The organism is Nonomuraea sp. NPDC001684, assembly GCF_053596515.1.
This window is the reverse complement of record NZ_JBSFGJ010000102.1, coordinates 1-25331: the sequence shown is the minus strand read 5'-3', so window position 1 is coordinate 25331 and position 25331 is coordinate 1. Positions and strand designations below refer to the sequence as shown.

The window sequence follows — 25331 nt, the reverse complement described above, 5'->3', positions numbered from 1 at the left end:
CCTCGTTGGCCAGCCGGTCGGCGTTTTTGTTGTGCTCGCGCGGGATCCAGGTCCACTCGACCACCCGCAGCCGCCTGGCCAGCGCGCCGGCCTCAAGGGCGAGCGGACGCAGCCCCTCGTTCTTGATCTTCCAGCGGCCGGCCATCTGCTCGATGACCAGCTTGGAGTCCATCCGCACGGCCACCTCGGCGCCCTCGCCGCCCACCCCCAGCACGGCGGTCAGCCCGGCGATCAGCCCCCGGTACTCGGCCACGTTGTTGGTCGCGACGCCGATCGCCTCGGCGGCCTCGGCCAGCACCTGGCCGTCGGCGGCGTCCCGGACGACCGCGCCGTAGCCGGCCGGGCCCGGGTTGCCGCGCGAGCCGCCGTCGGCCTCGATGACGTAGGACGTCACAGGCCGGACTCCGGGGTGCGGACCAGGATCCGCCGGCACTCCTCGCAGCGCAGCACCTCGTCGTGGGGGGCGGCCTTGATGGAGTTCATCTCGGCGATGGACAGGGCCACCTTGCAGCCCTGGCAACGGCCGCCGTGCAGCATGGCGGCGCCCACGACGTACTGCTCCTTGAGCTTGTCGTAGAGCTTGAGCAGGTCGGCGGGGATCTCGCCGGCGACGGCGGCGCGGCGGCCCCGGACCTCGCCCGCCTCCTTGTCGATCTCGGCCAGCGCGGCGTCACGGCGGTCTTCCGCGGCGGCGCGGGTGGCGGCCACCTCGTCGCGCTGGGCGACCAGGTCGGTGACCTTGCTGTCGGCCGCCTCCCTGCGCTCCATGATCTCCAGCACGACCTCCTCCAGGTCGCCCTGGCGCTTCTGCAACGAGGCGATCTCGGACTGCAGGCTCGCCAGGTCGCGGGGCGAGGTCACGGCGCCGGAGTCGAGGCGCTTCTGGTCGCGGTCGGCGCGGGTGCGCACGGCGTCGACGTCGTTCTCCGCCTTGGTCTGCTCGCGCGCGAGGTCGCCGGCCTCGGTCTCGGCCTCGATGACCTGGGTGACGAGCCGGGCCAGGCGCTTGGACTGCTCGTCGATCTCGGCCAGCTCGGGCAGGGTGCGCCGGCGGTGCGCCAGCCGGTCGATCACGGAGTCGAGCTCTGCCAGGTCGAGCAGTCGCTTCTGGGCCTCAGGGGCTGCTTTCATGATCAATATCCTCTTGTCCAAGCATCGGTGACCGTGGCGGAGACGCGCGTTTCAACGGTAACGCCACTGGAGCGCAGGATGGACGCCGCGCTGTCGAGCCAGGGCCACTCGGTGGCCCAGTGGGCGGCGTCGATCAGGGCGGGGCCACCGGACTCGACGAACTCACCGGCCGGATGGTGCCGTAGGTCGGCCGTGAGGAACACGTCGACGTCCGCGGACCTGGCCGCGCCGAGCAGCGAGTCGCCCGCGCCGCCGCTGACCGCGACGCGCGAGACCGGCCGGGCCAGGTCGCCCGCCACGCGCAGGCCGCCGGCGGTGCGCGGCAGCCCCTTGGCGGCCTGCGCGGCGAACTCCCCCAGCGTCATGGGCTCGGGCAGCTCGCCGATGCGGCCCAGGCCGCGCCAGGGGTCGTCGGGGAAGGGCTGGAGCGGTACGAGGTCGCCGGTCAGGCCCACGGCCCTGGCCAGGGCGTCGGAGACGCCGGGATTGGCGGTGTCGGCGTTGGTGTGGGCGGTGTAGAGGGCGACCTCGTGCTTGATCAGGCGGTGGATCAGGCGGCCCTTGGGCGTGGTGGCGGCCACGCTGGTGGTGCCGCGCAGGTAGAGCGGGTGGTGGGTGACGATCAGGTCGGCGCCCCAGTCGAGGGCCTCCTCGCCCACGACCGCGACCGGATCGACGGCGAACAGCACCTTGTGCACCCGCTGGGCGGGGTCGCCGCAGACCAGCCCCACCGCGTCCCACGACTCGGCCCGGGCGGGCGGGTAGGCCGCCTCGAGCACCTCGATCACCTCAGTCAGCGTCACAGCAGCCACCTGCGCAGACTACCGGCCCGCGGAAGGGTCGCGCGGGGCGTGGCGGAGGGTGTCGCCAGAACGCGGTTCGGCGTACTGTAAGTGGATCCTGACTTCGCGGAGGACGGCATGGCACCCAGCGTCGCGATCATCGGAGCGGGCTTCGGCGGCCTGTGCATGGCGATCCGGCTGCGGCGCGCCGGGATCGGCTCCTTCACGGTCTTCGAGAAGGCCGCCGACCTCGGCGGCACGTGGCGGGACAACAGCTATCCGGGCGCGGGCTGCGACATCCCCTCGCACCTGTACTCGTACTCGTTCGAGAAGTACGCGAGCTGGACTCGGCGTTACCCAGCCCAACCCGAAATCCTCGCCTATCTAGAGCATTGCGCCGATAAATACGACGTCAGGCGAAAAATCCGCTTCGGTGCGGAAGTGCGGCGAGCGGTCTTCGACGGCCGCCGCTGGCAGGTCACCAGCACCCACGACGGCGGCGAGCGCACCGAGGCGTTCGACGTGGTCGTCATGAGCGTGGGCCAGCTCAACCGCCCGCACCTGCCCGAGATCCCCGGCATGTCCGACTTCGAGGGCGTCTCCTTCCACTCGGCCCGCTGGAACCACGACCACGACCTCACCGGCCGCCGCGTCGCCGTGATCGGCAGCGGCTCGTCGGCGGCCCAACTCGTCCCGGCCGTCGCCGAGCGGGCCGCGCACCTCGACGTCTTCCAGCGCACGCCCAACTGGGTGATCCCCAAGCCCGACGCCACCTTCGGCCCGCTCGCCCGGCTGGCCTTCCACTACGTCCCGGGCCTCCAGCGGGCCTACCGCGAATGGATCTACCGGTACGCCGAGGCCACCCTCTACCCGGCCCTGGCCGAGGGCTGGAGCTCCGGCCTGCTGCGGAAGCGCGCCCTGGCCCACCTGCGCGCCCAGGTCCCCGACCCCGTCCTGCGGGCGAAGCTGACGCCGGGCTATCCGCCCGGTTGCAAGCGCGTCGTCATCGACAGCTCCTTCTACCCGGCGCTGACCAGGCCGGACGTCGACGTCGTCACCGATCCGATCGTCCGGATCGGGCCGAAGGGCGTGGAGACCGCCGAGGGGCTGCGCGAGGCCGACACGATCGTGTACGCCACCGGCTTCCTGAGCACCGAGTTCCTGGCCCCGATGGAGGTCACCGGGCTCGGCGGGCGGTCGCTGGCCGAGCAGTGGCGCGACGGCGCGCACGCCTACCTCGGCATCTCGGTGCCCGGCTTCCCCAGCATGTTCCTGCTCTACGGCCCGAACACGAACCTCGGGCACAACTCGATCATCTACATGATCGAGTGCCAGGTGCGGCACGTCATGGCGTGCCTGGCGCGGGTGGCCGAGCAGGGGCCGATCGAGGTGCGTCCCGAGGCGATGGCCGCCTGGACCAGGCAGCTCGACGCGGCGATGGACCGCATGGTGTGGGGCGAGGGGTGCCGGAGCTGGTACAAGACGGCCGAGGGGCGGGTCACCAACAACTGGCCCGGCCCGACGACGCTCTATCGGCGGCTCACCGCCCTGCCGCCGCGCGGGGCGTACCGGAGGGTCGAGGAAGTCCCGTCTTCGGTGCGGTGAACAAGATATGGGCAAAAAATCGGACTTGAGGCGCATTGGAGCAGGTCGGGGGCGCGCGGTAACGTCCTTCGCATGACGCTTCCCCTGCACCGGCGTGCCGTCGTGGCCGACACCCACAATGATCTCCTCATGGCGGTCGCCGCCCGGCCGCCCCAGCAGTGGGCCTCCTTCTTCCGCCGGCGGTGGCTGCCGCAGCTCGTCGAGGGCGGGGTCGACCTGCAGATCCTGCCGGTCTTCATCGACGACCAGTACCGGCCCGAGGGCGCGCTGCGGCAGACGCTGCGCATGATCGAGTGCGCCCACGTGATCGCGGAGGGCAACCCCGACGCCGTACGGCTCTGCCTCGACGGCTCGGCGATCGACGCGGCGCTGGCGGAGGGCAAGATCGCCCTGGTGCTCGCGCTGGAGAGCATGCCGGGGCTCGACGAGAGCGTCGAGCTGATCTCGACCGTCCACCGGCTGGGCGTGCGGGTGGCCTCCATCGCGCACTTCGGGCGTACGCCGCTGGCCGACGGCAGCGCCGAGGACGCCACCGGCAGCGGCCTGACCAGCCGCGGCGTGGCCGCCCTCAGCGAGATGGAGCGGCTGGGCATGGTGTTCGACGTCTCGCACCTGGGCGCGTCGGGCGTGGCCCACGTGCTGGAGCTGGCGACCAAGCCGGTCATGGCCACCCACTCCGCGGCCCGCGCGCTGCGCGACCACCACCGCAACCTCACCGACGACCAGCTCCGCGCGGTCGCCGCCACGGGCGGCGTGGTCTGCGTGAACTTCTTCGCCCCCTTCCTGGCCGAGCGTAAGGAGGACATGACGCTCGACCGCCTGCTCGACCACATCGAGCACGTCGCGCAGGTGGCCGGGATCGACCACGTCGGCCTCGGCCCCGACTTCATCCGCGAGGTCATGGACGACCTGACGCCCCCGTGCTGCGAGGGCCTGGAGCCCGACGACCTCGACTCCAAGGCGTCGATCCCCGGCCTGGAGGGGCCCGTCGGGCTGCCCATGGTGACCGAGGGGCTGCTCGCCCGCGGCCTGCCGGAGAAGGACGTCGCCAAGATCATCGGGGGGAACGTCCACCGGTTCCTCGGAGAGCGGCTGGCATGATCGAGGATCTGGAGGAGCTGGTCCTGTGCGAGTCGTTCTCGCGTGACCTCGCGGCCGTGGCCCGCAGCGCCGAGGTCGTGGCCGCGATGGGGGCCCGCCATCTGGGGGCCCGGCCGGAGTTCCTGGTGATCGACGGCGTCACCCATCTGCGCTGGTCGTTCGGCAAGCCCAGGGTGCTGCTGCTCGGCCACCACGACACCGTCTGGCCGATCGGCACGCTGGCGACCCACCCCTGGTCGGTCGTCGACGGCGTGGCGCGCGGGCCGGGCGTGTTCGACATGAAGGCCGGGCTGGTGCAGACCTTCCACGCGCTCGCCGGGCTCGGCTCGCTCGACGGCGTCACGCTGCTGATCACCGGTGACGAGGAGCTGGGCTCGATCACGTCCGCGCCGCTGATCACGGACACCGCGCGAGGGCTGGCCGCCGCGTTCGTCATGGAGGCCAGCGCGGACGGCGGCGCGCTGAAGACGTCCCGCAAGGGCACGTCGATGTACACGCTGCGGGTGCGCGGCAAGGCGGCCCACGCCGGGCTGGAGCCGGAGAAGGGCGCGAACGCGGGCGTCGAGCTGGCGCACCAGATCCTGGCCATCGCCGCCCTCGGAGCCGGTGACACGACGGTCACCCCGACCGTGCTGCGCGGCGGGACGACGCTCAACACCGTCCCGGCCGAGGCGACGGTGGGGGTCGACGTGCGGGCGAGCACGGTGGCCGAGCAGCTGCGGGTGGACGCGGCGATGCGGGCGCTGGCGCCCGTGGTGCCCGGCACGCGGCTGGAGGTCGAAGGGGGCCCCAACCGGCCGCCGCTCGAAGCCGCGATGTCGGCCTCGCTCTACGCCCTGGCCCAGGACCTGGCCGCAGGGCTGGACGTGGGCCCGCTGACCGCCGCCGCGGTGGGCGGCGCCTCCGACGGGAACTTCACCGCGGGGGCCGGCTGCCCGACGCTCGACGGGCTGGGCGCGGTGGGCGGCGGCGCGCACGCCGACCACGAGCACGTGGTGGTGGCCGAGATGCCGCGCCGCGCAGCCCTCCTCCGCGCCCTGATCGAGTCCGTGCGCTGAGACAACCGGGCCGGGTCGGCGGGAGCGGGGTGAGCGGCGGGGACAGCATTCTGTCACTCCTTCACCAGTGGTATAGATATGGTGACTGCCTGTAGTCATTTGACGTGCGCCGCCACTCTCGGGGCGCACGTTGACCAGGGAGGTTCCATGAAATCCGTGCTGACCGCCGCTCGCAGGACGGCCGCCCTAGCCCTGTGCGCGTCCGCCGCGCTCGTCGTCCCGTTCGGGGCGAGCCCGGCCGGTGCCGCCACCGACGACGAGCCGGGCGTGCTGCTGTACATCACCGTCACGCCCAGCAACGGCGGCGGCGCGTACGCGATGCGGCTCACCTGCGACCCCGACGGCGGCACCCACCCGCGCCCGCGCACGGCCTGCGCCGAGCTGCACGAGGTCGACGGCGTGGTCAAGGACCTCAACGTCGACCCGGGCGCGTGCCCGCGCAACTACTCCCCCGTCTCCGTGCGCGTCAGGGGCCACTGGTACGGCCGCACGACGTCCTATGACAGGAAGTTCGAGAACGACTGCCTGATGGAACGCACGCTCGGGCCGCTGGTGAAGTGATCCCCGGCAGTCCCTGACATGCCCGTCCGCCGAGCGCGGGCGGGCATGTCGCCGTCCGGCGGGCATAGTGGGGGGCATGACGAGCCGGGAGGAGGCCGCCGAGGCGGCGGCCAAGAGTGGTGTGACCATCCGCGAGTTGCACGAGATGGGCGAGTTCGCGCAGGTCTTCCGGCTCTTCGACGAGATCTGGCGGCCCGATCCGGGCAACGCGCCGATCAGCGTCGAGTTGATGGCCGGGTTCGCGCACACCGGCAACTACGTGGCCGGCGCGTACGAGGACGACGTGCTGGTGGGCGCGTCGGTGGGCTTCCGGGCGGCGGACGGCGCGCTGCACTCGCACGTGACGGGCGCCTCGATCGGCCGGGGCATCGGCTACGCGCTCAAGCTGCACCAGCGGGCGTGGTGCCTGGATCGGGGCCTGGACCGCGTCACCTGGACCTTCGATCCGCTCGTCCGCCGCAACGCCCGGTTCAACCTGGTCAAGCTGGGCGCCCGCCCGCAGGAGTACCTGCGCGACTTCTACGGCGTCATGGCCGACGCGATCAACGAGGGCGACTCCTCCGACCGCCTGCTGGCGGTGTGGCCGCTGGACGAGCGCCCGCTCGGGCCCCGGGTGGAACCGGCCGAGGGCCGCGTCCGGGTGCTGGCCGACGACGGCTCCGGCCCGGTCGTGCGGCCGGCCGACGCGGACGTCGTGCTGGTGGGCACGCCGCCCGACGTCGAACGGCTGCGCGTGCACGACCCGGCGGCGGCCAGGGCCTGGCGGACGGCGATGCGCGAGGTGCTGGGCGGCCTGATGGAGTCCGGCGGGCGGGTGGACGGGCTCACCGGCCAAGGGGACTACGTGGTGACCCTGACCGGATAGTTCACCGGCGTAAGCGATCTGCGTAAGGTGACGGTACGGGAAGCCGACCGAGGAGATCCGCATGACGGACTTCACCCCCACCGTCCCCGCGCGAGTCCTGCCGTCCGTCGCCGTCCGCGACCTGCCCGACCCTCCCCGCTCGACCTGGCGCGTCATCGGCCCGGGGCTGGTCGGGGCGGGGGTGGGACTGGCGTCGGGCGAGTTCATCCTCTGGCCCTACATCGCCTCCCAGGTGGGGCTGGTGTTCGTCTGGGGCGCGGCGATCGGCATCGTCACCCAGTGGTTCCTGAACATGGAGATCGAGCGGTACACGCTGGCCACCGGCGAGACCGCGCTGACCGGGTTCAGCCGGATGTGGCGGCACTGGGGGCTGGTCTTCGTCGTGATGACGCTGGCCTCGAACCTGTGGCCGGGGTGGGTGACCACGTCCGCGACCATGGTGACGTACCTGACCGGGGCCGGGGCGGGCGGGGTGCGCTGGATCGCGATCGGCATGCTCGTCGTGATCGCGCTGGGCCTGACGCTGGCGCCGGTGATCTACACGGTCCTCGAACGGGTGATCTTCGTGAAGATCGCCCTGGTGGCCACGCTGGCGGTGGTCGCCATCCTGTTCGCGATCAACGCCGACAGCTGGGTCGAGCTGGGCAAGGGGCTCACCGTAGGCGCCCGCTTCCCGGCCGGGGAGCTCGGGATCGCCGTGCTCATGGGCGCCGTCGCCTACGCCGGCGCGGGCGGCGGCCAGAACCTGTGCCAGAGCAACTGGATCCGCGACAAGGGCTTCGGCATGGGCGTGTACGTCCCGCGCCTGGTCAGCCCGGTCACCGGCGAGGGGGAGGCGGCCGCCTCGACCGGCTTCCAGTTCCCGCCGACCGGCGACAACCTGGCACGCTGGCGCCGGTGGTGGCGCTTCGCCAACGCCGAGCAGGGCGCGTCGTTCGCGCTGGTGTCGTTCCTGACGATCGGGCTGATGTCGATGCTGGCCTACTCCACCGTCTTCGGCCGGCCGGAGGTGGCGGGCAAGAACGACATCGGCTTCCTGAAGGTCGAGGGCGAGGTGCTGCAGGGCGCGGTCGGCACGTGGTTCGGGATCCTGTTCTGGCTGATCGGCGCGCTGGCCCTGTTCGCCTCGGCGATGGGCATCGTCGACTACACCTCGCGGCTGGCCTCGGACACGATCAAGACGGTCTACCTGCGCGACCGTCCCGTGTCGGTGAACCGGGTGTACTTCGTCACCGTCTGGGCGATGACGCTGGTCGGCATCGCGATCCTGCTGCTCGGGCTCGACCAGCCGCTGATCCTGCTGGTGTTCTCGGCGTGCTTCGCGGCGGTGATGATGTTCGTGTACTCGATCCTGCTGATCGTGCTGAACCGGCGGGCGCTGCCGGAGGCGATCAAGGTCAGGTCGTACCGGCTGGGGGCGCTGGTCTGGTCGGTGCTGTTCTTCGGGACGCTGACCGTCCTGGTGGTCGTCCAGCAGGCGCAGAAGCTGACCGGCTGATCGCCGGGGTTGACCTCAATTTCGCTTGAGGTAGCACACTCGGCGGCATGGATGTTGTCGAGGTGACGAAATTCGGTGGTCCCGACGTGCTCCGGGTGCGGCGGGTGGACGATCCCGTCGCGGGGCCGGGGCAGGTGGTCGTCGGCGTCTCGGTGGCCGACGTGATGTCGCTGGACGCCCAGTTGCGCGCCGGGTGGGGGCAGGAGTGGTTCCCGAACCGGCCGCCGTTCGTGCCGGGGACCGGGGTGGCCGGGCGGGTGGTGTCGGTGGGCGAGGGGGTGGATCCCGGCTGGACGGGGCGTCGGGTCGCGGCCCTGGTGTCCGGCGGGTACGCCGAGCGGGTCGTGACCGGCGTGGACACGCTCGTGCCGGTGCCCGACGAGGTGAGCTCGTGGCTGGCGGCGGCGGTGCTGCAGGTGGGCCCGGCGGCGATCAGCCTGGTGGCGGCGGCGGAGCTGAAGCCGGGGGCGCGGGTGCTGGTCACGGGGGCCGGCGGGGCGCTGGGCCTGCCGATCGTCCGGCTCGCGCGGGCCGCCGGCGCCCGGGTGACGGCCGCCGCGCACGGCCCGGCCAAGCGGGCGGCGGCGCTGGCGGCGGGCGCGGCCGAGGCGGTCGACTACCCGGCCCTGGCCACCCGTGAGACCGATGGGGGCACCGACCACCCCGCCCTGAACGCCACCGGCCCCCACGAGACGGAAGCGGGCGCGGGAGCTGACGTGACCATGGCCGGCGGGGGCGCGGTGGGGGCGTTCGACGTGGTCTTCGACGGGGTCGGGGGGCGGGTGGGGGCCGAGGCGTTCGCGTCGCTCGGGCCTGGCGGGGTGTTCTTCGCGTACGGGGTGCCGAGCGGTTCGACCGCGCTGGTGGACCCGGCCGAGGCGGCGCGCCGGGGGGTGCGGCTGGTCGGCATGGAACAGGTGCAGTTCGCCCCCGAGGAGTTCCGCCGCCTGGCCGGGCAGGCGCTGCGCATGGCGGCCACCGGCGAGCTGACGACCGTCGTCGGCCTGGCCGTGCCGCTCGACCGCGCCCACGAGGCGCACGCCGCCCTGGAGGCCCGCGAGCTGGTCGGCAAGGCGGTCCTGCTGGTCACCGCCCAGGCCGTGCGCTACCACGAGCACGGCGGCCCCGAGGTGCTGGCGCTGGAGGAGGTGCCGCTGCCCCGGCCCGGGGCCGGGCAGGTACGCGTGGCGGTCCGGGCGGCCGGGGTGAACGCCCTGGACTGGAAATTGCGCACCGGCTTCCGCGGCACGCCGCCCGACGGCCCGCAGGGCACCGGGATCGAGCTGGCCGGGACGGTCGACGCACTCGGCCCCGGGGTGACCGGCCTGGAGGTGGGCCAGGCGGTGTTCGGGCAGGTCCCGTCCGGGGCGGCGGCCACGTACGCGCTGGCCGAGGCCGCCGCGCTGCGTCCCAAGCCGGAGCACCTGTCGTACGCGGAGGCGGCCGCGCTGCCCGTCGCGCTGGAGACCGCCCACCGCGCGCTGGCGGAGCTGGGCCTGCGCGCGGGTGAGACGCTGCTCGTCCACGCGGTCGCGGGCGGCGTCGGCCTGGCCGCCGCGCAGCTCGCGCTGGACCGGGGCGCCCGCGTGATCGGCACCGCGAGCGAACGCCACCACGCCTTCCTGCGCGACCTCGGCGTCGTGCCGGTCACCTACGGGGACGGGCTGGAACAGCGCCTCCCCGGCCCCGTGGACCGGGTGCTGGACGCCTCGGGACGCGGCGAGGTCGCGCTGTCGGTCAGGCTCACCGGCGATCCGGCCAAGGTGATCACCATCGCCGATCCGGCGGGCGCGGCCGAGCACGGCGTGCGGTTCTCCACGGGCAAGGGCGAGCCGTTCCCGGCGGACGTGCTGCCGCGCATCCCGGTCGCGGAGGTGTTCCCGCTGGAGCGGGTGGCCGACGCCCACCGGCGCAGCCAGGACGGCCACTTCCTCGGCAAGCTCGTCCTCGACGCGGAAGCCTCCTTGCCGCGTTAGCGGGCAGACTGGGCGCCTGCTGGAAACCTCCGCCCGCCTGCTCCACCTGCTCTCGCTGCTCCAGGCGCACCGCGAACGGACGGGCCCGGACCTGGCCACCCGGCTGCGGGTCTCGACCAGGACGATCCGCAACGACGTCGAGCGCTTGCGCACGCTCGCCACCCCGTGCACGCCACGCCCGGGGTGGCCGGCGGGTACCGGCTCGGCGCGGGGGCGGCGCTGCCGCCGCTGCTGCTCGACGACGAGAAGGCCGTGGCGGTCGCGGTCGGGCTCGGCCGGGCGGCGGGCGGCGGTCAGCGGACGGTAGGAGCCCGGTCAGCGGGCGGCGGCAACATCGGCGGCATGACCAACATGACCTGCGTGGCCGGCGGCAATGACGACTTCCAGCTCGTCACGCACCTCACCGTCACCGGCAGCCAGTTCGAGATCGGCCGGGTGCTCACCGAGGAGGCCCGCCGGCTCGGCTGGTCGCCCAGGACCGCCGACCCGGCGGTGATCAGAGCAAGGATGTCCTGGTTCGAACGGAACTGGCCGCAGCACCACGCCCGCATGGACGGCGCCGCCGCGGCGCTCGGCCTCGACCCCGACCAGGACGAGCTGGCCCTCGACGGCTGGAACTACGTGCCCGCGGGCGCCGCCTGCTCGGCCCTGTGGTGCCCGCCGTCCGCCTCCGCCGACGGGCACGGCAGGGTGGGCCGCAACTACGACTTCTTCCTGCACACCACCAGTCAGCTCATGGGCGAGCCGGCCCGCCCCGGCGAGCTGCCCATGGCCGCCCGCCCGTACGTGATCAGCACCGTGCCCGACGACGGGCTCGCCTCGACCGTCATCACCATGAACAGCCTCGACGGCTGCATCGACGGCATCAACGAGGCCGGCCTGGCCGTCATGCTGCTGATCGCCGACGCCGAGACCGCCACCCCGCCGCGGCTGGACGTCCCGCAGGTGGGGCTCGGCAGCCTGCAACTGCCCCGGTTCCTCATGGACACCTGCGAGACCGCGGCCCAGGCCAGGCAGGCGCTGCTGGGGGCCAAGCAGTACGACCTCGGCCTGCCCCTGCACTACCTGGTCGCCGACGCCCACGGCCAGGCGTTCGTGTGGGAGCGCGGCACGGACGGCACCGAGCACGCCGTCGAGTTCGGCGACGGCCCGCTGTGCGTCACCAACCACCTGCTGCACCGCCATCCCGACCCGATGGCCCTGCCCGCCGACACCCCTGCGAGCCTGGGCACCTACGGCCGGCTGCGCACCCTGTACGAGCGCAGCAAGGGCGCCACCATGTCCGCCGAAGACCTGCGGGACAGCCTGCGCGCGGTGCGGCCGGCGGAGGATGCCGCCGGGCCGTTCCGCACGCTGTGGACCACGGTCTTCGACACCGCCGACCGCACCCTCGCCACCCGCTTCTACCTCGGCGACGGCCGCGACTACAGCGAGGAGCTGGTGTTCCCCGCCTCGGCCAGGTAACCCTCGCGCACCTTCGAGCGCGACAGCTTGCCCGTGGGGGTGCGCGGGAGCCGGTCGCGGTACTCGACGACCTTCGGGTGCTTGAACCGGGCGAGCCGGGGCCCGCAGTGTTCGAGCAGCTCGGCGGTGAGCTCGGGGCCCGGCTCGACGCCCTCGGCGGGCTGGACGAGCGCGACCACGTTGTGGCCCCACTCCTCGTCGGGCACGCCGATGACCGCGACGTCGGCCACCGCGGGGTGCTCCAGCAGGGCGGCCTCGATCTCGGCGGGGTAGATGTTCACCCCGCCGGAGACGATCAGGTCGGTGCGCCGGTCGCACAGGAACAGGAACCCGTCGTCGTCGAGGTAGCCGATGTCGCCGGGGGCGTACCACTCGCCCAGCATGCTGGCGGCGGTCTTGGCCGGGTCCTTGCGGTACTCGAAGGAGCCCATCGAGGACTTGACGTAGATCATGCCGGGCTCGCCCGGCGGCAGCTCCTCGCCCTTCTCGTCGCAGATCTTGGCCTCGAACGTCGGCGCCGGGCGGCCCACCGTGCCGGGCCTGGCCAGCCAGTCGTGCGGCTTGACGGAGAAGGCGATCGCGGACTCGGTGGAGCCGTAGTACTCGTACAGCACCGGGCCCCACCAGTCCATGATCGCCTGCTTGACGGCGACCGGGCAGGCCGCGGCCGTGTGGATGACCTGGCGCAGGCTCGACACGTCGTACTTGGCCCGGACGTCCTCGGGGAGCTGGAGCATGCGGTGGAACATGGTCGGCACCATCATGGCGTTGGAGACGTGGTGGCGCTGGATCAGCTCCAGGATGTCGACCGGGTCGAACCTGGGCGTGATCACCACCGTGTGCCCGAGGTGCAGCGCGAACTGGGTGTGCGCGCAGGGCGCCGAGTGGTACATGGGCGAGGTCACCAGGTGCACGGCGTCGCCCGGCGCGAGGTCGACGACCTCGCCGAGGAACCACGTGTACAGCGGCACGATGGCCTCCGGCTCGGCGTCGGGCAGCGCGCGCTGCACGCCCTTGGGGAAGCCGGTGGTGCCGGAGGTGTACCACATGACCGCCCCGGCCGTACGTCCGTCGGGGGCGTCCGCGGGCTGGCCCTCGGCCAGTCCGGACGTGCCGATCTCGGCGCCCGGCACGGCGTGCGCGGCGTCGGTGACGACGACCTTGGCGTCGCAGTCGGCCAGGATGTAGGACACCTCGGACTCGGTGAGGTGCCAGTTGACCGGCACGTAGTAGAGCCCGATCTGGCCGGTCGCCATGAGCATGACGACGGCGTCGACGCCGTTGGTCAGCACGCCCGCGACCACGTCGCCCTTGCCCAGCCCGCGGGCCCGCAGGCCGTGGGAGACCTGGTTGACCCTGGCGAGCAGCTCGCCGTACGTGGTCCGGGTGCCGTCGGTGTCGATGACGGCCAGGCGGCCGGGGTCGGCGGCGGCGATGGCGTAGAAGCCGGGAAGGCCGCTGATGTCCATCTACAGCTCCAGGAGTTCCGCGAGACGGGCCCGGTGGATGCGGGGCGGGCCGAGCAGCACCTCGTCGGCCTTGGCCCGCTTGTAGAACAGGTGCGCGTCGTGCTCCCAGGTGAAACCTATGCCGCCGTGCAGGAGCAGGTGGTCGCGGGCGACCTCGAAGCAGGCGCGGCCCACGTACGCCTGGGCCAGGGCGGCGGCGCCGGGCAGCTCGGCGGGCGACTCGTCGGCGGCCCAGGCGGCGTACCTGACGATCGACTCGGCCTGTTCGAGCTTGCCGTGCATGTCGGCGAGCTTGTGCTTGACGCCCTGGTAGGAGCCGATGTAACGGCCGAAGGCGACACGGATCTTGGCGTAGGCGACGATGGCGTCCAGCGAGGCGCGCAGCACGCCCAGCTGCTCGGCGGCGAGCGCGACGCACAGCCGGTCGCCGATGCCGCTGCCGGCGGGCGGACGGCCGAGCACGCGGGCGGGGGCGTGCTCCAGGGTCACCCGCGCCTGGCCGCGCGTGAGGTCGAGCGTCTCCAGCGGGGTCCGCGTGACGCCGGGGCCGGCCAGGTCGACGGCCACCAGCAGCACGCCGCCGTCGCCGGGCGCGGGCGCGAGCAGCACGTCCGCCTCCATGCCGGACAGCACCCGGGGCAGGGCGCCGGTGACGGCCGTGCCGTCGAAGGCGAGATCGCTCTCGGGCTGGACGAGCGTGGCGGCGACGCGGCCCTCGGCGATGCCGCCCAGCAGCTCCTTGTCGGGCACCTGGGTGAGCGCCAGCGCGGCGAACTGGGTGGCGAGGAAGGGGCCGGGCAGCAGCGCGGCGCCGGTCTCCTCCAGGGCCACCGCGAGGTCGGCGAGCCCGGCCCCGGCGCCGCCGTGCTCCTCGGGGACGACCAGGCCGGACAGGCCGAGCTCGCCGTTGAGCCGGGCGTACACCTGGGGGTCGTAGCCCTCGCGGGCCTTGCGCAGCGGCGAGGCGGCGCGCAGGAAGTCGCGCACGGCCTCGCGGAGCTGCTGCTGTTCCTGGCTGAGTACGAGCTTCACCCCTGCGTCCCCACCTTCAGGTCCTTGAACGGCACGGTCTTGTCCACCCGCGGCTCCGGCGGCAGGCCGAGCACGCGGTCGCCGACGATGTTGCGCATGATCTCGTTGGTGCCGCCGCCCAGCGCCATGCCGGGGGCCAGCGAGATCGACCGGGACAGCGGGTGGTCGCCGACCACGGACTCGGGGCCGACGAGCTGGGTGGCGAGGTCGGCCTGGAACAGGGTCAGCTCGGCCAGCAGCAGCTTGGCGGCGCTGCCGCGGGCGCCGGGGAAGATGCCCGCCCTGGTCTCCTGGGCCAGCCGCTGGTTGAACAGGGCCAGGGCGCGGCTGCGGATGTGCAGCTCGACGAGCTGGTCGCGGACCAGCGGGTCGCTGGTGTCGAGCGTCTGGCGCAGCGCCTCGAAGGTGGCCGGGTTGTCCTTCTGCCCGCCCATGCCGACGCCCGCCGAGATCGACAGCCGCTCGTGCAGCAGGGTGGTGACGGCCACGCTCCAGCCGTCGTCGACCTCGCCGATCCGGTGCTCGTCGGGGATCGTCACGTTGTCGAAGAAGATCTCGTTGAAGTTGGCCCGGCCGGACATGTCCTTGAGCGGCCTGACCGTCACGCCAGGGTGGTGCATGTCCACCACGAACATGGTCAGGCCGCGGTGCTTGGGCACCTCGACGTCGGTGCGGGCCAGCAGCAGGCCCCAGTCGGCGTGGTGGGCGACCGAGGTCCAGACCTTCTGGCCGTTGACGACCCAGGCGTCGCCGTCGCGTACGGCGCGGGTCTGGAGGCTGGCCACGTCGCTGCCGGCGCCCGGCTCGGAGAACAGCTGGCACCAGACCTCCTCGCCGCGCAGCAGCGGCCGGACGAACCGCTCGCGCTGCGCGTCGGTGCCCCGGTCCACCAGCGTCGGGCCGGTCATGCCGAGCCCGATGGAGAAGACGTACGTGGGGAGGGTGTAGTCACGCGCCTCGGCGGCGAAGGCGCGCTCCTCGGCCTGCGTCAGCCCCTGGCCGCCCCACTGTCGCGGCCAGGTGATGCCGGAGTAGCCGGCGTCGTACAGCCTGGCCATGAACTCCTTGGCGCGGGCGAGGGCGTCGGCCCCTGACTGATCGTCGGCCGGGACGTTGTCGCGCAGCCACTCCGCGGCGGCACGCCGATACTCTGCAAGGTCCACATCGACTCCTTGGCATCAGTGTTCACTTACTCTAGTCAGGTCGCGGCGGCACGCATAGAGCAATGCTCTGGAGGGCCTTTCGGCCGCATTTGTCGCCGAAACTCCGCTAATTAGGACCACTCCCGCCTCCTGTGATCATCTGGTCGTCGGAGGGTGCGTGCGCATGTTCAGACGCTGGTCCGTGCAACGGCGGCTGACGCTGGCCGCCCTGCTGTGCGCGCTGGCGGGTTACGGCGTCACCGCGCTCCTCGTCACGCCGCTCGTGCACACGCTGGCCACCGGCTTCCTCACCGAGCAGACCGCCGGCGCCGCCCGCCGCATCGCCTTCGTCGTCGAGCGGGACGCGCCCGGCCGCCTGCGGCCCGTGGCCGTCACCGAGGGCACCGACCTCATCCAGGTCGTCGACGCGGACGGCCGGATCCGGCAGGCCAGCCCGCGCCTGACCGGTCAGCCGCCGCTCAGCACCAGCACCGCCACCGGCGCCGACGCCCGGCTCGACACCACGTCCTGCACGAACCGGCTGCGCGGCGTCCACTGCCTGATCACCGTCGGCTTCCGGGCACACGTCGGCGGCAGACCCTGGATGATCTACGCCTACACCCCCGCGCTCCCCTGGTACATCAGCCCCTGGTACCCGCCGGCCACCGCGCTCGGCGTGCTGCTGCTGGCCGCCGTCACGGCCTGCGTGGCCTGGCTGACCGCGCGCAGGGCGCTGACCCCGGTCTCGGCGATCAGGGACGAACTGGCCGAGATCACCGCCACCGACCTCGGCCGCCGGGTGCCCAGGGGACGGCACCGGGACGAGCTCGACGACCTCGCCCGTACCGTGAACGAGACCCTCGACCGGCTCGAACGCGCGGTGGAGCAGCAGCGCAGGTTCGCCTCCGACGCCTCCCACGACCTGCGCAGCCCGATCGCGGCGATGCGCACGCAGGTCGAGGAGGCGATGCTGGCCCCCGAGGAGACCGACTGGCCCCGGACCGGCCGGCACGTGATCGAGGGCCTCGACCGCCTGCAGAACATCGTCGGCGACCTGCTGACCCTGGCCCGGCTGGAGGCCGGCGCGCCCGGCCGCCGCGAGCCGGTGGACCTGGCCAAGCTGGTGCGCGAGGAGTTGCTCCGCCGCCCGGAGCGCAAGCTGGTGGAGACGCGGCTGCGCTCGGGGGTGGTCGTCGAGGGCGACGCGCTGCGGCTGTCCCGCCTGCTGGCGAACCTGCTCGACAACGCCGAGAGGCACGCCGATACCATGATCACTGTGACTGTGGGTGAACACGAGGGACGGGCGGTGCTGGAGGTGCTCGACGACGGCGCCGGCATCGCCCCCGACCAGCGCGAAGCCGTCTTCCGGCGGTTCACCCGGCTGGCCGACTCCCGCCGACGCGACGCCGGCGGCACCGGGCTCGGCCTGCCCATCGCCCGCGAGATCGCCGAGGCCCACGAGGGCACGCTCACCATCGAGCCCTCCGAACGCGGCGCCCGGTTTGTCCTACAAATACCGTTGATCAGTAGTTAGAGTTACTCGCTGTGACACCCACTTTCAGCCGATTAAGACGCGAAGACCTCCTCAAGACGGCCTGCGAAGTGATCGCCGAGCAGGGGTTCGGTCACACCCGGACCCTCGACATCGCCCGCGCGGCGGGCGTCAGCCAGGCGTTGCTCTTCTACCACTTCGACACCAAGGACGGGCTGTTCGCGCAGGCGTTCGGCTACGCGGCCAGGCTGCATCTGGACGCGCTGTCCGACATCGAGGAGTCCCCCGCCGGCCCGCTCGAACGGCTGCGCGCCCTGCTGCGGCGCTGCTCGCCGGTGATCCCCTCGGACGAGTGGCGGCTGTGGATCGACGCCTGGGCCGAGGCGATGCGCAGCCCGGAGCTGGCGGAGATCTCCCGCCGGATCGACGCGCGCAGCCGTTCGCTGCTGCTCTCGATCATCGAGGACGGCGTGCGCTCCGGCGCGTTCGCCTGCGGCGATCCGGAGGAGGCGGCCTGGCGGATCCTGGCGCTCATCGACGGCCTGGCGGTCCAGACACATGTGCATCCCCACGTGCTCTCCCGCCGCCGGGCCGCCGTCCTGCTGCGTACGGCGGTCGCCGGAGAACTGGGGCTGCCCGTCGAGAACCTGTGACCCGGGTCCCTCTTCCACGCCTATTGGATCCTTCGTACAATTACAAGGGCGATGAGAGGAGCAGCCGCGATGACATCCGCACCGAGCTCTGCCGCCGCCAGGGAGAACGACGAGAGGATCGCCGACCGCACCGCCTACGAGGCGGTCGTCGAACGCCTGTCGAAGGCGTCGGTCGACAGACACTGGGAGCCCTACCGCGACATCCCGTGGGACGACCCGGAGTTCCGGGTGGACCAGGCCGACCCGCGCTGGGAGCTGCCCGAGGTCGACAAGCTGGGCGGCCACCCGTGGTACCGCAGCCGCTCCCCCGAGGTCCGCGCCAGGATCGGCCTGTGGCGGGTCGCCACCGCCATGAAGATCGGCCTGCAGTTCGAGAACCTGCTCAAGCGCGGCCTGCTCAACTACGCCTACCGCCTGCCGAACGGCTCCCCCGAGTTCCGGTACGTCTACCACGAGACCATCGAAGAGGGACATCACGGGATGATGTTCCAGGAGTTCGTGAACCGCACGAAGCTCCCGATACGCGGCATGCCCCGGCCGCTGTCCCTGGTCGCCCAGATCGCGCCCTGGATCCCGCTGATCTCCACCGAGCTGTTCTTCGTCTTCGTCCTGGGTGGCGAGGACCCGATCGACCACGTGCAGCGTAAGGTGCTGAAGGACGGCCGGGCCCACCATCCGCTGGAAGAGACGATCATGCGCATCCACATCGCGGAGGAGGCCAGGCACATCTCCTTCGCCCGCCACTACCTCCGCGACCGGGTGCCGCGCATGCCCCGCCACCGGCGGATGTTGCTGAGCGTGATCTCGCCGGTCGTGCTCGGCGTGATGGCCCGCATCATGCTCGCGCCGCCCGGCCCGCTGATCAGGCACTTCCGCGTCCCGCCGCAGGTCGTGGCCGAGATCTACCGTGACAACCCGGCCGCCCGGCGGGAGATCCGCGACTCGGTCGGCCGCACGCGTGAGCTGTGCGCCGAGATCGGGCTCGTCAACGTCGTCAGCAGGAAGGTCTGGCGGGCCATGGGGATATGGGCGGAGCCGGGCCGGTGAAGGTCGCGGTGGTGACCGGGGGCGCCTCCGGGATCGGCCTCGCGGTGGCGCGGGAGCTGCGGCGCAGGGGCGTGACGGTGGTGATCGCCGACGTCGACGAGCGGGCGGGCAAGCAGGCCGCCGCCGACTCCGGGCTGGAGTTCGCCCGGCTCGACGTCACCGACGCCGAGGCCGTGGCCGCGCTGGTCACCCGGGTGAAGGCCGAACGCGGACGGCTCGACTTCCTGTTCAACAACGCCGGCATCGCGGTCGGCGGCCGCACCCGCGAGCTGACGCTCGACCACTGGAACCGGACGATCGACGTGAACCTGCGCGGCGTCGTCCACGGCGTGCACGCGGCCTATCCGATCATGGTGGACCAGGGCTTCGGGCACATCGTCAACACCGCCTCGCTGGCCGGGCTGGTGCCCGCGCCGCTGATGCTGCCGTACACGACGAGCAAGCACGCCGTGGTCGGGCTCTCGCTGGGGCTGCGGGCCGAGGCGGCCGCGTACGGGGTGCGGGTGAGCGTGGTCTGCCCGGGGTTCATCGACACGCCGCTGCTCGACCACGCCAACCCGGGGCTGCCGCAGAACGAGATCGCCGCCCACGCCAGGCGCGCGGCGGTGCGGGCGCAGGGGCGGCTCTATCCCGTCGACGCGCTGGCCGGGGACATCCTGCGCGGGGTGGCCAGGAACAAGGCGCTGATCGTGGCGCCGGCCTCGGGCCGGATCGCCTGGCGCGCCGCCCGGCTGTGGCCGTCGGCGGCGGTGCGGGTGGCGGGCTTCGCGGTCCGGCGGCTCACCCGGCGCTGAGGCCCGTCCGTCCGGGCCGCCGGACCGGTCAGGCCGGACGCCGGGCGATGAGGACCTCGGTGGTCGTCGTCAGCTCCCAGCGGCCCGACGGCTCGGCGGCCAGCAGGGCGGCCCTGGCCGCCTCGACGAACGCGGGCAGGCGGTCGCCGAGCCTGGCCGGGGCCGTGTAGGAGTAGGAGAGCTGCAGGCCGAGCACGGCGTCGAGGTCGTAGGCGAGGCGGTGCTCGTACTGGCTCGACTCCAGGTCGGCGAAGGGCGAGGCGGCCAGCACGTCTTGGTGGTGCTCGCCGGTCTGCTGGAAGGAGCCGGCGGCCGTCCAGGTGTTCACCCCGAACTCCTCGCGCACCCGGCGCATGACCGGCTCCCACGGCTCCTCGGCGGGGTCGCGGGTGGGGCCGACGAGGGCGACGACGCCGCCGGGCGGCAGCAGCGCGTCGAGGTCGGCCAGCACCGCGCGGCGGTCCATCCAGTGGAACGACCGGCCCATCACGACGTGACCGAACGGCGGCAGCTCCCGCAGCGTCGTCGAGTCGCCGCGCAGCCAGCGGACGCCGGGCACGCCCGCCGCCAGCCGCCGCCCCTCGGCCAGCATCTCCTCGTCGGGGTCCACGGCCAGCACCTCGCGCACCCGCCCGGCCAGCGGGATCGCGATCGTCCCCGGGCCGCAGCCGAGGTCGAGCACGACGCCGTCCGGGCCGAACGCGCGGGCCAGCCGGTCGATGGCCGGATCGCCGTGCCCGGGCCGGTACTTGGCGTAGTAGGGCGCCGCGCCGCCGAAGAGGTCCGTCATGGGTGGGACCATATACGGGTTCGAGACTCGTTCGATGGAAGGTTTGATCGGTGAGGCGGCTACTCACGGTCCTGTTGCTCGCGTGCGCCGCGGTCGGGTTCGCCCTTCCCGCGCAGGCGCACAACGTGCTGGTCGGCAGCGATCCGAAGGACGGCGCCACGCTGTCCGCCTCGCCCGCGCGGGTGACGCTGGTGTTCGACCAGGCGGTGCGCCAGGGCTACGCGCAGGTGGGCGTGACGGGGGCGGACGGCTCCTCGTGGGCCGACGGCGCGGCGGAGGTGTCCGCCGAGCGGGTCTCCGTCAAGGTCAGGCCGCTGCCCGCGGGCGGCTCGTACGTGGTGGGCTACCGGATCCTGTCCTCCGACGGCCATCCGGTGACCGGGAAGATCAGCTTCACCATGGCCGCCTCCGCCACCGGCGTCTCGGCCGGGCAGGCCGAGCAGGGCGACAGCGCCGAGGCGGCCGAGGCGGCGGCCAACGGCGGGGCCGGCATGGCGGTCGTGTGGATCGTGGCCGCGCTGCTGCTGCTGGCCGCGGGCACCGCCGTCGCCCTCCGCCGGGCCACCCCCGCCGGCGCGGACACGGCGGCCACCTCGGCCACCTCGGCGACCTCCGCCGCCGCCGAGCCCGCCGAGGGCGCCGCCTCGTCCGAGGGCGGGACGCGGGCGTGACCGCGACCGTCTCCTCCCGTTCCAGCCGGCAGGCCGTCGGCGGGCGGCTCGTCGCCGGCGCCTTCGTCGTGTGCGGGATCGTCGCCGCCGTGGCGGCGTCCACGTTCACCGCGCAGGAGTCCGTGCCGGGCATCCCCATGCCGGGGCCGGTCGTGGCCTACGGCCTGCCGGTCGTCCGGGTGCTTCTCGACCTGGCCGCCGTCGCCGTGGTCGGCCTGAGCCTGGTGCCCAAGCTGCTCGGCTTCGACGACCCCGACGCCACCGAGCCGGTGCTGCGCCGGGTGCGTCCGCTCGCCGTGCTGGCGGCCTGGGCGTGGGCGATCTGCGCGCTGCTCACCATCGTGTTCCAGACGGCCGAGCTCAATCCGGGGCGGGTGCCCACGTTCGGCCTGATCGCCTCCTACGTCGAGGAGGTCGGCACCGGGCAGGGGCTGCTGTTCAGCGCGGCCTGCGCGCTGGCGGCGGCGGGCATCGGGCTGATGGCGGTCAGGTTCGGCGAGAAGGTGCCCGCGGAGCTGCGGATCATCGTGGCGCTGTTCGGGCTGCTGCCCATCCCGGTCACCGGGCACGCGGTCAACTCCGTCTGGCACGACCCCATCATGATCTCGATGGAGATCCACGTGATGGGCGCGGCGGCCTGGGCGGGCGGTCTGGCCGCCACGGCCGTGTTCGTCGCCCCCCACCGGGGGCTGCTGGCCGTGGCGTTGCCGAAGTTCTCCAGGATGGCCACCGTCTGCCTGCTCCTGGTCTCGCTGTCCGGTCTGGTCACGGGGCTCGGCACGATGGCCCTCACGCCCGGCGTCGAGCTGCCCGGCGCGATCCTGACCAGCCACTACGGCGTGCTCGTGGTGATCAAGACGGCGCTGGTGGCGCTGCTGGTGCCGCTGGCCGCCCACATCCGCTTCCGCCTGCTGCCGGTGATCCGCCGCGGCGGCGCCACCGCCCTGGTGAGCTGGACGGCGGCCGAGGTGGGCGTGATGGGGCTGGCCTACGGGGTGGCGGTCGCGATCACCCGGGCCTCGATCGGCTGAGCCCGCCGGTCGCGCCGCCCGGCGAGCCATTCGGCGGCCAGCCAGGCGACCATCAGGCCGAGCCCGGCCCACAGGGCCGACGACGTGACCAGGGGCGGGGCTCCGTACAGGCCGGTCTGGCCCTTGATCGCGCCGTAGACCGGACCCAGGGCCGCGTTCTGCGCGACCAGCGCGCCGTAGGCGCCGGCGGTCACCGCGGCCGCCCCCACGACGGCGCGCACGGCCGGGACGCGCACCAGGAACGCCAGGTCCACCAGCAGCCCGGCCGCCACGAAGAAGAACGGCACCGCCGACGGCGGGAAGCCGCCGAAGGTGAGCAGCGGCCAGATCAGCGTGCGGAACCCGACGTACGCGCCGGCAACCAGCGTCGCCGCGCCGAACCTGCCGATCAGCAGCCTGGCCGCGACCAGCACCGACAGCCCGCCGACGACGGCGTAGACCGGGTAGAGGTAGTCGGGCACCGGCAGGGTGAACCCGGCCATCATGATCCGGTCGACCGGACGGCCCATCTGGTCGGCGGCGAAGCGCAGCAGGATCGGCTCGGCGTAGGTTGCCTGGTTGTCCCAGGCGCCGAGCGACAGGATGCCGTACTCCTGGTGCTGCTCGGGGAAGTGCACGTTCTCCAGGAAGAACGCGAGGAAGGCGCCCAGCACGACCGTGCGCTCCCGGCCGGGGGGCGCGCCCATGAACCAGCCCCTGATCACGCCCATGATCATGAAGAACGTTCCGACGTAGAGCATGATGTGCGACGGGCTCCACGAGGTGATGTCGAGCCCGTTGACGCGGTGGTTGATCAGGTCGAGCGGCACCGCGACGAGGAAGATCCCGGTCCCCCACTGGATGAGCCGCAGCGCCGCCTTGTCGACGCCGTAGCCGGTGTAGCCGTGGACGACGGTCAGCACGACGACCAGGGCGGTGCCGGCGGAGTTGAGCAGATGCGGCGGGGCGAGGTCGTCGCGCAGCCATTTGAAGTGCCACGAGACGTCCCAGGCCGAGCCGAGGAGCTTGAGCGTGAGCGCCACCAGCCATCCGAAGTAGAGCACCCGGAACAGGTCTTGCGGCGTCTCGCGCCCCGCCTGGCCTCTGGTCCAGTACGGCAAGGCCCATGCTGCGGCCTTCTTGAACGATGCTGGTGACTTCACGGCGCAAATCTTACGGTCATCCGGCCTATCGGTCTCAGATGTCCCATTTGTCTGGATGGGCGGCGGCCTTCAGGCCGGGCGGCGGGTCAGGCGTACCGGGAGGTGTTTGAGGCCGTTCTGGAAGTTGGAGGTGAGGCGGACCGGGGGGCCGGCAAGTTCGACGTCCCAGGCGAGCAGCTCGGCGAAGACCGCCCGGAGCTGGACGCGGGCGAGGTGGGCGCCGAGGCAGAAGTGCGGGCCGAACCCGAAGCTGACGTGGTCGTTGGGGGTGCGGGCGACGTCGAAGCGGTCGGGGTCGGCGAAGACGGCCAGGTCGCGGTTGGCCGAGGCGTGGTAGACGACCACCTTCTCCCCCGCCTGGATGCGCCGGCCGCCGAGCGTCAGGTCGCGGGTGGCCGTGCGGCGGAAGTCCATCACCGGGGGCCAGTGGCGCAGCATCTCCTCGACCGCGGACTCCAGCAACGACGGGTCGGCGCGCAGGCGGGCCAGTTCGGCGGGGTGGCGCAGCAGGCTGAGCAGGCCGCCGGGGATGCCGTTGCGCAGGGTCTCGTTCCCGGCGACGGCGAACAGGAAGAACATGTTCTCGAACTCGGCCCCGGTCAGGCCGCCCTTCCTCATGGCGGACATGACGGACTCGTGTGGGGTGTCGGCCAGGGCGTGGGCATAGGCGAACATGTCCGTCAGCGCGGCCCTGGACCTGGGGTTCATGCCCGGTTCGAGCTCGGGACGGGCGGCGACCGCCAGCCGGCCCACGGGGGTCAGGGACTCGACCTCGGCCGTGGACAGGCCGGCGTAGTCGTCGTCCTGGTAGCCGATGACGCGGGAGGCCCAGTCGTACAGCAGCCGCCTGTCCTGCTCGGGCACGCCCATCACGTGGGCCAGCGTCCAGACCGGCAGGTCGGCGGCCACCTCGACGAAGTCGCATTCACCGGGCGCGAGCAGCGCGGCCACCCGGTCCTTGATCGTGCGTTCCAGGGCGCGGACCGCGCGCGGCGTGAAGGCGGCCGCCACGATCCGGCGCAGCCTGGAGTGCTCTGGCGGGTCCATGTTGAGCATCATCGACCGGACGAACTCCAGGTCGGCAGGGGTGTCGGGGTCGCGGATCTGAGTAGCGCCGAGGTGGGAGGAGAAGTCGTCGGGGCTGCGCAGCACCCGTTTGACGTCGGCGTGCCGGAACACGCCCCAGTAGCCGGGCCCCTCGCGCCAGGGGCCGACGGCCGGCTCGGGGATCCAGCAGACCGGGCTCTCCCGGCGGAGCCGGGCGTACAGGTCGTAGGGGACGTCCGCCGCGTAGGTGGACGGCAGGAACACCTCGGCCAGGTCGCGCTCCTCCCCCTGCTTCGCGTCATCCACAGGACGCTCGCTCCGCTCCTCCGCCCGCTCGGGGTTATCCACAGGACACTCGCTCCGCTCCTCCGCCATGCCCTACAGCGTGCATGATGAGCGCGTGACTCCAGAAGACGCACAGGCGATTCTCCGGCAATACTTCGCTCCCTGGATCCAGGAGCTCGGGCTGCGGGTGGAGGAGGTGGGCGAGCGCCACGCCGTCGTCCGGCTCCCCTGGTCCGACTCTCTGGCCAGGGAAGGCGGCGGGTTGTGCGGCCAGGCGATGATGGCCGCCGCCGACACCGCCACCGTCGTCGCGATCTCCTCCGCCAGGGGCGGGTTCGTGCCGATGACCACCGTGCAGCAGTCGACCACGTTCCAGCGGCCGGTGGTGGGCCGCGACGTGCTGCTCGACGTGCGCGTCACCAAGCTGGGGCGCTCGCTGGCCTTCTCGGAGGTCACGCTGACGCCCGACGGCGACGGCGATCCGGCCGCGCACGCCTCGACCGTCTACGCGATCCTCGGCTGAGGGCCGTCTCAGGGATCTCTCAGGTGCGGAAAGTAGGCTCACCGCCATGAAACGTGTGGCCGCGCTGGTCGCGGTGCTCGCCGTCATCGGGGTGACGACGTGGCTGGTGTGGCCGTCCACCGCGGAGGCGCGCGGTCAGGACCAGCGGATCACGGTCGTCGACGGGCCCGCC

24 protein-coding genes and 2 pseudogenes are annotated in these 25331 nt (G+C 72.8%); 17 read left to right on the top strand and 9 right to left on the bottom strand.

Features of this window, described 5'->3' with window-relative positions; genetic code table 11:
* From ACWCSD_RS20270 to ACWCSD_RS20260, 3 genes are all read right to left on the bottom strand, one after another.
* Positions 1 to 394, bottom strand: a 394-nt coding sequence (locus ACWCSD_RS20270; RefSeq protein ID WP_449916816.1) for a reverse transcriptase-like protein, incomplete at its 3' end; no start/stop codon positions are given.
* The gene (locus ACWCSD_RS20265; RefSeq protein WP_358284573.1) at positions 391 to 1131 is read right to left on the bottom strand and encodes a zinc ribbon domain-containing protein; all 741 of its coding nucleotides are present in this window, start codon (positions 1129 to 1131) and stop codon (positions 391 to 393) included. The genes ACWCSD_RS20265 and ACWCSD_RS20270, both read right to left, overlap by 4 nt.
* A 2-nt stretch (positions 1132 to 1133) precedes the next feature.
* Positions 1134 to 1934 (bottom strand): Nif3-like dinuclear metal center hexameric protein, encoded by an 801-nt coding sequence (locus ACWCSD_RS20260; protein WP_397163479.1) that lies wholly within the window; start codon positions 1932 to 1934, stop codon positions 1134 to 1136.
* A gap of 117 nt (positions 1935 to 2051) precedes the next feature.
* Between ACWCSD_RS20260 and ACWCSD_RS20255 the strand changes: the two genes are divergently transcribed.
* From ACWCSD_RS20255 to ACWCSD_RS20210, 10 genes and pseudogenes are all read left to right on the top strand, one after another.
* Positions 2052 to 3518 carry a flavin-containing monooxygenase gene (locus tag ACWCSD_RS20255; RefSeq protein ID WP_449916811.1) on the top strand — a complete coding sequence of 489 codons (1467 nt, stop codon included), beginning with the start codon at positions 2052 to 2054 and terminating at the stop codon, positions 3516 to 3518.
* Between the two features lie 72 nt (positions 3519 to 3590).
* A complete protein-coding gene (locus ACWCSD_RS20250) occupies positions 3591 to 4619 on the top strand; it encodes a dipeptidase (RefSeq protein WP_387663898.1) in 1029 nt (342 codons plus the stop codon).
* Positions 4616 to 5677 carry a M20 family metallopeptidase gene (locus tag ACWCSD_RS20245; protein WP_449916808.1) on the top strand — a complete coding sequence of 354 codons (1062 nt, stop codon included), beginning with the start codon at positions 4616 to 4618 and terminating at the stop codon, positions 5675 to 5677. Before ACWCSD_RS20250 ends, ACWCSD_RS20245 begins: the two co-directional genes overlap by 4 nt.
* A gap of 147 nt (positions 5678 to 5824) precedes the next feature.
* Positions 5825 to 6238 carry an SSI family serine proteinase inhibitor gene (locus tag ACWCSD_RS20240; protein WP_397163474.1) on the top strand — a complete coding sequence of 138 codons (414 nt, stop codon included), beginning with the start codon at positions 5825 to 5827 and terminating at the stop codon, positions 6236 to 6238.
* Between the two features lie 76 nt (positions 6239 to 6314).
* On the top strand, positions 6315 to 7103 hold the full coding sequence (locus ACWCSD_RS20235; protein ID WP_449916805.1) for a GNAT family N-acetyltransferase: 789 nt from the start codon (positions 6315 to 6317) through the stop codon (positions 7101 to 7103).
* A gap of 61 nt (positions 7104 to 7164) precedes the next feature.
* The gene (locus ACWCSD_RS20230) at positions 7165 to 8601 is read left to right on the top strand and encodes an Nramp family divalent metal transporter (protein ID WP_449916803.1); all 1437 of its coding nucleotides are present in this window, start codon (positions 7165 to 7167) and stop codon (positions 8599 to 8601) included.
* Between the two features lie 47 nt (positions 8602 to 8648).
* Positions 8649 to 9671: pseudogene (locus tag ACWCSD_RS20225) on the top strand (zinc-binding dehydrogenase); the annotation flags it as partial.
* A 12-nt stretch (positions 9672 to 9683) separates the two neighbouring features.
* On the top strand, positions 9684 to 10577 hold the full coding sequence (locus ACWCSD_RS20220) for an NADP-dependent oxidoreductase (RefSeq protein WP_449916819.1): 894 nt from the start codon (positions 9684 to 9686) through the stop codon (positions 10575 to 10577).
* A gap of 16 nt (positions 10578 to 10593) precedes the next feature.
* Positions 10594 to 10868 (top strand): annotated as a pseudogene (locus ACWCSD_RS20215) (helix-turn-helix transcriptional regulator); the annotation flags it as partial.
* Between the two features lie 51 nt (positions 10869 to 10919).
* A complete protein-coding gene (locus tag ACWCSD_RS20210) occupies positions 10920 to 12041 on the top strand; it encodes a C45 family autoproteolytic acyltransferase/hydolase (RefSeq protein ID WP_449916818.1) in 1122 nt (373 codons plus the stop codon).
* Here ACWCSD_RS20210 and ACWCSD_RS20205 read toward each other — a convergent pair.
* The 3 genes from ACWCSD_RS20205 to ACWCSD_RS20195 are packed head-to-tail and all read right to left on the bottom strand — an operon-like array spanning position 12002 to position 15705.
* On the bottom strand, positions 12002 to 13510 hold the full coding sequence (locus tag ACWCSD_RS20205; protein ID WP_449916800.1) for an AMP-binding protein: 1509 nt from the start codon (positions 13508 to 13510) through the stop codon (positions 12002 to 12004). The genes ACWCSD_RS20210 and ACWCSD_RS20205 overlap by 40 nt on opposite strands.
* Entirely contained in the window at positions 13511 to 14542 is a 1032-nt protein-coding gene (locus tag ACWCSD_RS20200) for an acyl-CoA dehydrogenase family protein (protein ID WP_449916798.1), read from the bottom strand.
* Positions 14539 to 15705 carry an acyl-CoA dehydrogenase family protein gene (locus ACWCSD_RS20195; RefSeq protein ID WP_449916795.1) on the bottom strand — a complete coding sequence of 389 codons (1167 nt, stop codon included), beginning with the start codon at positions 15703 to 15705 and terminating at the stop codon, positions 14539 to 14541. Before ACWCSD_RS20195 ends, ACWCSD_RS20200 begins: the two co-directional genes overlap by 4 nt.
* 163 nt (positions 15706 to 15868) lie before the next feature.
* On the opposite strand from ACWCSD_RS20195, the gene ACWCSD_RS20190 reads away from it, so the two are divergent.
* The 4 genes from ACWCSD_RS20190 (at position 15869) to ACWCSD_RS20175 (ending at position 19670) form a co-directional block, all read left to right on the top strand.
* Positions 15869 to 17218 carry an ATP-binding protein gene (locus ACWCSD_RS20190; protein WP_449916792.1) on the top strand — a complete coding sequence of 450 codons (1350 nt, stop codon included), beginning with the start codon at positions 15869 to 15871 and terminating at the stop codon, positions 17216 to 17218.
* An 11-nt stretch (positions 17219 to 17229) separates the two neighbouring features.
* Positions 17230 to 17829 (top strand): TetR/AcrR family transcriptional regulator, encoded by a 600-nt coding sequence (locus tag ACWCSD_RS20185; RefSeq protein ID WP_397163461.1) that lies wholly within the window; start codon positions 17230 to 17232, stop codon positions 17827 to 17829.
* Between the two features lie 69 nt (positions 17830 to 17898).
* On the top strand, positions 17899 to 18876 hold the full coding sequence (locus ACWCSD_RS20180) for an AurF N-oxygenase family protein (protein ID WP_449916789.1): 978 nt from the start codon (positions 17899 to 17901) through the stop codon (positions 18874 to 18876).
* Positions 18873 to 19670 (top strand): SDR family NAD(P)-dependent oxidoreductase, encoded by a 798-nt coding sequence (locus tag ACWCSD_RS20175; protein WP_397163458.1) that lies wholly within the window; start codon positions 18873 to 18875, stop codon positions 19668 to 19670. Before ACWCSD_RS20180 ends, ACWCSD_RS20175 begins: the two co-directional genes overlap by 4 nt.
* Before the next feature lie 28 nt (positions 19671 to 19698).
* On the opposite strand, the gene ACWCSD_RS20170 is transcribed toward ACWCSD_RS20175, so the two are convergent.
* Complete coding sequence (locus ACWCSD_RS20170) at positions 19699 to 20460, bottom strand: class I SAM-dependent methyltransferase (RefSeq protein ID WP_449916786.1); 762 nt, start codon at positions 20458 to 20460, stop codon at positions 19699 to 19701.
* A gap of 50 nt (positions 20461 to 20510) precedes the next feature.
* Here ACWCSD_RS20170 and ACWCSD_RS20165 point away from each other — a divergent pair, with 50 nt between their 5' ends.
* Together ACWCSD_RS20165 and ACWCSD_RS20160 are read left to right on the top strand one after the other, a co-directional pair.
* On the top strand, positions 20511 to 21131 hold the full coding sequence (locus ACWCSD_RS20165) for a copper resistance CopC family protein (RefSeq protein WP_449916783.1): 621 nt from the start codon (positions 20511 to 20513) through the stop codon (positions 21129 to 21131).
* Positions 21128 to 22162 carry a CopD family protein gene (locus ACWCSD_RS20160; protein ID WP_397163452.1) on the top strand — a complete coding sequence of 345 codons (1035 nt, stop codon included), beginning with the start codon at positions 21128 to 21130 and terminating at the stop codon, positions 22160 to 22162. The genes ACWCSD_RS20165 and ACWCSD_RS20160 overlap by 4 nt, the downstream gene beginning before the upstream one ends.
* Here the strand turns inward: ACWCSD_RS20160 and ACWCSD_RS20155 are convergent.
* Entirely contained in the window at positions 22120 to 23304 is a 1185-nt protein-coding gene (locus ACWCSD_RS20155) for a hypothetical protein (RefSeq protein ID WP_397163451.1), read from the bottom strand. The two genes, ACWCSD_RS20160 and ACWCSD_RS20155, sit on opposite strands and share 43 nt — an antisense overlap.
* Positions 23305 to 23373: 69 nt before the next feature.
* On the bottom strand, positions 23374 to 24657 hold the full coding sequence (locus ACWCSD_RS20150) for a cytochrome P450 (protein ID WP_449916780.1): 1284 nt from the start codon (positions 24655 to 24657) through the stop codon (positions 23374 to 23376).
* 94 nt (positions 24658 to 24751) lie between these two features.
* Here ACWCSD_RS20150 and ACWCSD_RS20145 point away from each other — a divergent pair, with 94 nt between their 5' ends.
* On the top strand, positions 24752 to 25159 hold the full coding sequence (locus tag ACWCSD_RS20145; RefSeq protein ID WP_352321529.1) for a PaaI family thioesterase: 408 nt from the start codon (positions 24752 to 24754) through the stop codon (positions 25157 to 25159).
* The last annotated feature ends 172 nt before the right edge of the window (positions 25160 to 25331 follow it).

Coding starts and splice junctions, on each gene's coding strand:
- ACWCSD_RS20250 (WP_387663898.1), top strand. CDS start 3,591: ATGACGCTTCCCCTGCACCGGCGTGCCGTCGTGGCCGACACCCACAAT.
- ACWCSD_RS20205 (WP_449916800.1), bottom strand. CDS start 13,510: ATGGACATCAGCGGCCTTCCCGGCTTCTACGCCATCGCCGCCGCCGAC.
- ACWCSD_RS20265 (WP_358284573.1), bottom strand. CDS start 1,131: ATGAAAGCAGCCCCTGAGGCCCAGAAGCGACTGCTCGACCTGGCAGAG.
- ACWCSD_RS20245 (WP_449916808.1), top strand. CDS start 4,616: ATGATCGAGGATCTGGAGGAGCTGGTCCTGTGCGAGTCGTTCTCGCGT.
- ACWCSD_RS20240 (WP_397163474.1), top strand. CDS start 5,825: ATGAAATCCGTGCTGACCGCCGCTCGCAGGACGGCCGCCCTAGCCCTG.
- ACWCSD_RS20170 (WP_449916786.1), bottom strand. CDS start 20,460: ATGACGGACCTCTTCGGCGGCGCGGCGCCCTACTACGCCAAGTACCGG.
- ACWCSD_RS20210 (WP_449916818.1), top strand. CDS start 10,920: ATGACCAACATGACCTGCGTGGCCGGCGGCAATGACGACTTCCAGCTC.
- ACWCSD_RS20190 (WP_449916792.1), top strand. CDS start 15,869: ATGTTCAGACGCTGGTCCGTGCAACGGCGGCTGACGCTGGCCGCCCTG.
- ACWCSD_RS20235 (WP_449916805.1), top strand. CDS start 6,315: ATGACGAGCCGGGAGGAGGCCGCCGAGGCGGCGGCCAAGAGTGGTGTG.
- ACWCSD_RS20180 (WP_449916789.1), top strand. CDS start 17,899: ATGACATCCGCACCGAGCTCTGCCGCCGCCAGGGAGAACGACGAGAGG.
- ACWCSD_RS20230 (WP_449916803.1), top strand. CDS start 7,165: ATGACGGACTTCACCCCCACCGTCCCCGCGCGAGTCCTGCCGTCCGTC.
- ACWCSD_RS20255 (WP_449916811.1), top strand. CDS start 2,052: ATGGCACCCAGCGTCGCGATCATCGGAGCGGGCTTCGGCGGCCTGTGC.